At 28.2% G+C, this 6,828-nt stretch carries 9 protein-coding genes; all 9 read left to right on the top strand.

What is annotated here, in order from left to right:
* The first annotated feature begins 186 nt into the window (after window positions 1-186).
* The gene (rplS, locus tag Q0V09_RS05895; RefSeq protein ID WP_297406404.1) at window positions 187-537 is read left to right on the top strand and encodes a 50S ribosomal protein L19; all 351 of its coding nucleotides are present in this window, start codon (window positions 187-189) and stop codon (window positions 535-537) included.
* Window positions 538-626: 89 nt separating this feature from the next.
* Window positions 627-1,553 carry a signal peptidase I gene (lepB, locus tag Q0V09_RS05890; protein WP_297406403.1) on the top strand — a complete coding sequence of 309 codons (927 nt, stop codon included), beginning with the start codon at window positions 627-629 and terminating at the stop codon, window positions 1,551-1,553.
* A gap of 2 nt (window positions 1,554-1,555) precedes the next feature.
* The gene (locus tag Q0V09_RS05885) at window positions 1,556-1,984 is read left to right on the top strand and encodes a GNAT family N-acetyltransferase (RefSeq protein ID WP_297487643.1); all 429 of its coding nucleotides are present in this window, start codon (window positions 1,556-1,558) and stop codon (window positions 1,982-1,984) included.
* Window positions 1,985-2,011: 27 nt separating this feature from the next.
* A complete protein-coding gene (purB, locus tag Q0V09_RS05880; protein ID WP_297406400.1) occupies window positions 2,012-3,445 on the top strand; it encodes an adenylosuccinate lyase in 1,434 nt (477 codons plus the stop codon).
* A gap of 3 nt (window positions 3,446-3,448) precedes the next feature.
* The gene (locus Q0V09_RS05875) at window positions 3,449-3,961 is read left to right on the top strand and encodes a Gx transporter family protein (RefSeq protein ID WP_297406398.1); all 513 of its coding nucleotides are present in this window, start codon (window positions 3,449-3,451) and stop codon (window positions 3,959-3,961) included.
* A complete protein-coding gene (glmM, locus tag Q0V09_RS05870; protein ID WP_297487641.1) occupies window positions 3,958-5,316 on the top strand; it encodes a phosphoglucosamine mutase in 1,359 nt (452 codons plus the stop codon). Before Q0V09_RS05875 ends, glmM begins: the two co-directional genes overlap by 4 nt.
* Before the next feature lie 10 nt (window positions 5,317-5,326).
* Entirely contained in the window at window positions 5,327-6,037 is a 711-nt protein-coding gene (locus tag Q0V09_RS05865; protein ID WP_297406393.1) for a class I SAM-dependent methyltransferase, read from the top strand.
* 19 nt (window positions 6,038-6,056) lie between these two features.
* Window positions 6,057-6,263, top strand: coding sequence for an AtpZ/AtpI family protein (locus tag Q0V09_RS05860; protein ID WP_297406391.1), 207 nt, complete (start codon window positions 6,057-6,059; stop codon window positions 6,261-6,263).
* 15 nt (window positions 6,264-6,278) lie between these two features.
* A complete protein-coding gene (locus Q0V09_RS05855; RefSeq protein WP_297406389.1) occupies window positions 6,279-6,653 on the top strand; it encodes an ATP synthase subunit I in 375 nt (124 codons plus the stop codon).
* Window positions 6,654-6,828 lie beyond the last annotated feature (175 nt).

Raw genomic sequence — 6,828 nt, 5'->3', positions numbered from 1 at the left:
CAAATAGGACTTGTAAATATGGCAGATAATAGTGAACTTTTTGAAGTATTACCAATTCTAAACTTTAATTTCAAATTTTAATTCTTAAAATTGACAAATAGTATAAAATATGATAGAATACTTTAGTTATTATAACGAATATTCCGCTTTAATGGGAATATTAAATGAATATTCAGGGAGGCAAAAATGAAAGAAAAATTAATTCAATTAGTAGAGCAAAACTACTTAAGAACAGATATCCCAGCTTTTAAAGCAGGAGATACTATTGGAGTTTACTACAAAGTAAAAGAGGGTAACAAAGAAAGAGTTCAGTTATTCGAAGGTGTAGTAATCAGAGTTAATGGTGGAGGAGTTGCAAAAACTTTCACAATTAGAAAAGTAACTGGTGGAATCGGAGTAGAAAGAATAATACCAGTAAACTCTCCAATGATCGATAAAATCGATGTATTAAAAGTTGGAAAAGTAAGAAGATCAAAGCTTTATTACTTAAGAGAACTTTCTGGAAAGAAAGCAAGAATCAAAGAAATCAGAAGATAAGTTTTCAAAAGCTAGGGAATTACAATTCCTTAGCTTTTTTCTTTTTTTTGTGATAAAATATAAGCAAATTGATGATAAAGGAGAGTACCATGGATAGAGATCATATAGTGTTAAATAGTATATTTTACATATGCTTAACGGCGTTTTTTTTATACATTTTTATAAAAGAAAAGTACTTAGTAGCAAAAATAGATAAAAAAAGAACAGTATTAGAAGATAAGCTTGTAAATAAGTTTAAAATTCAAGGGAAAACATCAGAAAAGATTTTAAGAAAAATAATAAAATTAATAGAAAGTTTAGGTACAGCCTTAATTTTAGTACTAATTATACAAAAATTTTATATAGGTAACTTTTTAGTACCAACAGGATCTATGATACCTACAATAGTTCCTAGAGATAGACTTTTTGGGAATATGTTTATATATAGTTTTAAGGCTCCTAAAAGAGAGGATATAATTGTATTTAAAGAACCAATCGAAAACAAAGTTCTTTATACAAAAAGATTAATGGGATTACCAGGGGAAAAAGTTCAAATAAAGTATGATAGATTATTTGTAAATGGGAAAAAAATATCAGATAGAGAATATACTCCATTAGGAGAGTTAAGTTACAATACATGGACAGTTCCTAAAAAAGGTGATATTGTAAAAATAGTTCCAGGAGAAGATTATACAGCAAAATTTGAACAAGAAAATATAGATGTAGCAAAAGTTCAAAAATTATTAAAAGAGAATTCAGGATATGTATCTCAACTTTTACCAAATGTAAAATTTTATATAAACGGTTCACAAACAGGTATGATTTTAGATTATATTCATGATTCAGAAGTTTTATCACAATTAATAAAAGGTAAGACTGTAACAGAAAAATTGGATGAAGATTATTATTTAGCCTTAGGAGATAATACTAATGGAAGTTACGATTCTAGAATGTGGGGATTTGTAAAAGAAGATAGAATTAAAGGTAAGGCTTTTGTAAGATTTTGGCCTTTAAATAGAATAGGATTTCTAAAATAGTTATGTATATTATTAAAGATATAGAAAATAAAGAGATTATAGATGGTATAGCAAAGTTGGAAATTGAATTTTTTAAAAAAGAAGCTTATTCTAAGGAGAGTTTAGAAGAGATGATTTTAAGTGATTCATATATTCTTATTGTGGATAATTTTGAAAAAATAAATGGATATTTGTTAGTCCATGATTCTTTTGATGTATTTGAAATTATGAAAATAGCTGTAATTGGAAAAAGTAGAGAAAAAGGAATAGGGAAAGATTTAATTAACTATTTTTTAAATATAAAAAAAGAAAACTTATTTTTAGAAGTGAGAGAAGGTAATATTAAAGCCATTAAATTTTATGAAAAAATAGGATTTAATCAGGTAGGAAAAAGAAAAAAATATTATTGTGATGGGGAAACAGCAATATTGATGATGTTAGAAAGAAATTAAATTATATATATTTTAGGAGGAATTACGATGAACAAAAATATTTATTCAAATCCTTTGGCAGAAAGGTACAGTTCAAAAGAGATGTTAGAGATTTTTTCACCAAATTTCAAATTTTCAACATGGAGAAAGCTGTGGTATGCTTTAGCAGAAACAGAAAAAGAGCTAGGACTTGAAATAACAGATGAACAATTATTACAAATGAAAGAGAATATAAATAATATAGACTATACATTAGCTGATGAAATGGAAAAAAAATTCAGACATGATGTAATGGCACATGTACATACATTTGGAACAGCAGCACCTTTAGCAATGCCAATTATTCATTTAGGAGCAACAAGTGCGTATGTAGGAGATAATACAGATTTAATTCAAATAAAAGAAGCTTTACAGTTAACTAAACAAAAATTAATAAATGTAATTGATGGTCTTGCTAAATTTGCGGATGAGTATAAAGATCTTCCAACTTTAGGATTTACACATTTTCAAGCAGCGCAATTAACAACAGTTGGAAAAAGAGCGACTCTTTGGGCTCAAAGTTTAGTTCTTGATTTAGAAGAGTTAGAGTTTAGACAAGAAACACTTAGATTTAGAGGTGTAAAAGGAACTACTGGAACTCAAGCAAGTTTTGAAGAATTATTTAATGGAGATTATAAAAAAGTTAAAGAGTTAGATGAAAAAGTTGCTGAAAAAATGGGATTTAATAAAAGATTTCTAGTAACAGGGCAAACATATGATAGAAAAATTGATTCAGAAATATCTAATCTATTAGGTGGAATAGCTCAAAGTGCACATAAATTTACAAATGATTTAAGATTATTACAACATTTAAAAGAAATAGAAGAGCCTTTTGAAAAGAGTCAAATAGGATCGTCAGCAATGGCTTATAAAAGAAATCCAATGAGAAGTGAAAGAATATCATCTCTTGCAAAATTTGTAATTGCATTACAACAAAGTACAGCTATGACTGCATCAACACAATGGTTTGAAAGAACTCTAGATGACTCTGCAAATAAAAGATTATCAGTGCCGCAAGCATTTTTAGCAGTGGATGCAATATTAATAATATGGAAAAATATTTTAGAAGGTTTAGTAGTTTATCCAAAAATGATAGAAAAACATATAATGGCTGAATTACCATTTATGGCAACAGAGTATATTATTATGGAAGGTGTAAAAAAAGGTGGAGATAGACAAGAGTTACATGAAGTAATAAGAGTGCACTCTATGGAGGCTGGAAAGCAAGTTAAAGTATATGGGCTTGAAAATGATTTAATAGAAAGAATATTAGGAGATTCTACTTTTGATATAGATAGAGATAAATTAATGGAAATTTTAGATCCAAAAAACTTTGTTGGATTTGCACCTAATCAAGTAACAGATTTTTTAAATGAAGAGATAAATCCAATTTTAGAAAAAAATAAGAACTTATTAGGAATGACAGCGGAATTAAAGGTATAAAAAATGGTTGATAGAAGAAGAAAATATCTAACAGCGTTAGTATTGTTAGCTCTTTATCTATCTCTAGTAGAGACATTGATTCCTAAACCTTTCCCTTGGATGAAATTAGGACTAGCAAATATAGCTACAATAATAGCCCTTGAAAAATTTGATAGTAAAATGGGATTAGAAGTTTTATTATTAAGAGTATTTATTCAAGGAATGATGCTAGGAACAATGTTTTCACCAAGCTTTATAATTAGTTTGATATCAGGAGGGACAAGTACCCTCTTGACTATTTTACTTTTTAGATATAGAGATAAATTATCATTAATAGCAATATGTATAGGTGGAGCTTTTGTACATAATTTAACACAACTAATAGTTGTTTACTTTTTATTATTTAGAAATATAAGTATTATGAGTAAATCTATTTTTATTTTTGTATGGGGTTTTCTATTTATGGGGTGTATATCAGGATTAATAACAGGATTAATTGGGGAAAAACTACAGCTTAGAAGGGAGAGAAAAAAATGAGAAAATATTTCGGAACAGATGGGATAAGAGGAGAGGCTAATAGAGAGTTAACGGTGGAGTTAGCATTAAAATTAGGGTATGCTTTAGGGTATTCTTTAAAAAAGCAATATCCAAATGAAAAAAGAATTAAAATAGTAATGGGATCAGATACTAGAAGATCAGGATATATGCTAAGATCAGCATTAACAGCTGGATTAAATTCAATGGGAATAAATATAAATTTTGTAGGAGTAATACCAACGCCAGGGGTAGCTTATTTAACACAAAAAAGTAGTGCAAAAGCAGGAATAATGATATCTGCTTCACATAATCCAGCAAAAGATAATGGTATTAAAATATTTGCAGAAAACGGAAATAAGCTTCCAGATTTAGTGGAATTAGATTTAGAAAGTTTAATGGATAATATTGATAAAATAACAAAAAATCCAATAGCAGGAGATGAAGTTGGAAGATTTACTTACACAGAGGATGAATATTACTTATATAGAGATCATATTTTATCAACAGTGAAAGGTGATTTTTCTGGAATGAAAATAATTTTAGATGCAGCAAATGGATCAGCATATAGAGTGGCAAAAGAGGTATTTTTATCACTTGGAGCTGAAATAGTAGTAATAAATGATGCACCAAATGGAAGAAATATAAATGTTAAATGTGGCTCAACACATCCAGAAATTTTGGCAAAGGTTGTCATGGGATATGATGCTGATTTAGGTTTAGCATATGATGGAGATGCAGATAGATTAATAGCGGTTGATAAAAATGGAACAATTGTAGATGGAGATAAAATAATAGCTGTTTTAGCTCTTGGAATGAAGTCTAGAAATGAATTAAAAGATAATAAAGTAGTAACAACAATAATGAGCAATATGGGATTTGAAAACTATCTAAAAGCACAAGGAATCACTTTGGAGAGAGCAAATGTAGGAGATAGATATGTTCTTGAAAAAATGAGGGAATTAGAAGTAAATATAGGTGGAGAACAGTCAGGACATATAATTTTAACAGATTTTGGAACAACAGGAGATGGAGTATTAACTTCTGTTAAATTAGTTGAAGCTATAAGAGACTCTAATAGATCTTTAGATGAGTTAGTTGGAGAGATTGTTGATTGGCCACAAATATTAATAAATATAAAAGTAGATAATGCTAAGAAGAATACATGGAATCAAAATGAAAATATTGTTAAATTTATAGAAAGAAAAGAAGAAGAGATGGCTGGGCTTGGAAGAGTATTAGTAAGAACTTCTGGAACAGAAGCAATAGTTAGAGTAATGGTTGAAGGTAAAGAAAAAGAGATGGTAGATAGAGTAGCCCATGAAATAGCAGAAATTGTAAAAAAAGAGTTAGTATAGGAGTAAGTTAATGTATTATAAAAATTTTTCAAAAGTATATGATAAGTTTATGCAACATTGCAATTATGATGAATGGGCAGATCTTATAAAAAAAATAATTTCAGAATCAGATGTGTCTGGAAAAAATCTCTTAGATTTAGGGTGCGGTACAGGAGAAACTTTACTTAGGCTTAAAGATGATTTTCAGTGTACGGGTCTTGATTTATCTACAGATATGTTGACAATAGCTAATAAAAAATTAAAAAATAAAAATGTTAAATTATTTGCAGGTGATATGAGAGCGTTTGACACTGGAGAAAAATATGATATAATAGTATCGCTTTTCGACACTGTGAATCATTTAACAACAATTGAAGACTTAGAAGAACTGATGATTTGTATTAAAAATAACTTAAATCCAGGCGGAATCTATATTTTCGATGTAATAAATAGAGAATTTATGAATATGATGTTTCCAGGTGGAGTCTATTATGATGATAGAAAAGATATGACTATTATTTGGGAGCATTTTCAAGAGGACGAAATAGATGTAATAGAAGCTGTTTATTTTGTTAAAAACAGAGCAGGGCACTATGAAAAATTAAAAGAAATGTATGAAAAGAGAATCTTTACACACAAAGAAATTGAAAATATTCTTGAAAAATACAATTTAAACTTGTTAAGAGTTGGTAAAGATGATAGAATAGCTGGAGAGAGATTTTTTTATGTAGTAAAAAAATAATAAAAAGGAAGTGAAAAAAATGTGGTTTAATAAAGAATTTATGCACTATTTTTCACTTTTAGGTTTCTTAGGATTTATAATTGTAGGGAATATTGGAGTTTTTATTTTTATATATAAATTAATTGAAAAATACTTTTTTAAAAGCACGGCACTTTTCTTATTTTTTTTATGTGTAGGTGTTTTTAGTGGATTCTATAATGCTTATAGAACAATAATGAAAAAATAGAAATGAGTGTGATTCATGGAAGAGTTAAAAAGAATTATAAAAAGAGGAATTATAACATCTATTGTGATTTTAGTGTATGGAATATTGACACAGAATAAATATATTTATTTAGGAATGTTTTTTGGATCGCTATTATCAGTAGTTGGATTTTATATGATTTGTTTAGATGCTAAATCTAGTTTAGTTTCTAATTCTCCGTTTAAAGTAGGAGTTGTTGGGTATTTAAAGAGATATTTAATATACGGAGTTTTTTTAGGTATATCAACAAAATATTTTGGATTTCCCATGTTAGTTAGTGGAGTTATAGGGTTGTTGAGTATAAAACTTAATATACTAGTATTAACTCTGTTTAACAATATAAAAAAATTTAAATCAAAGTATTTAAAGTAAAAAAAATGAAAGGAGGCGAAATCTATGAGAATAGGACCAATAGAGTTTATAGCACCACCATTAGTGGAGGGACCTGCAATAATGTTTTATATTCCATTGCCAGATTTTCTTCATAATATGCCTTTTGCTATGCAATATGCACATGGGAAATTTGGGTTACCAGTAACGATAACAG

The sequence above is a fragment of the uncultured Cetobacterium sp. genome (assembly GCF_947039425.1).
Lineage (GTDB): Bacteria > Fusobacteriota > Fusobacteriia > Fusobacteriales > Fusobacteriaceae > Cetobacterium_A.
Note: the sequence above shows the minus strand (reverse complement) of the source record. Positions and strands in the feature narration are given on the sequence as shown.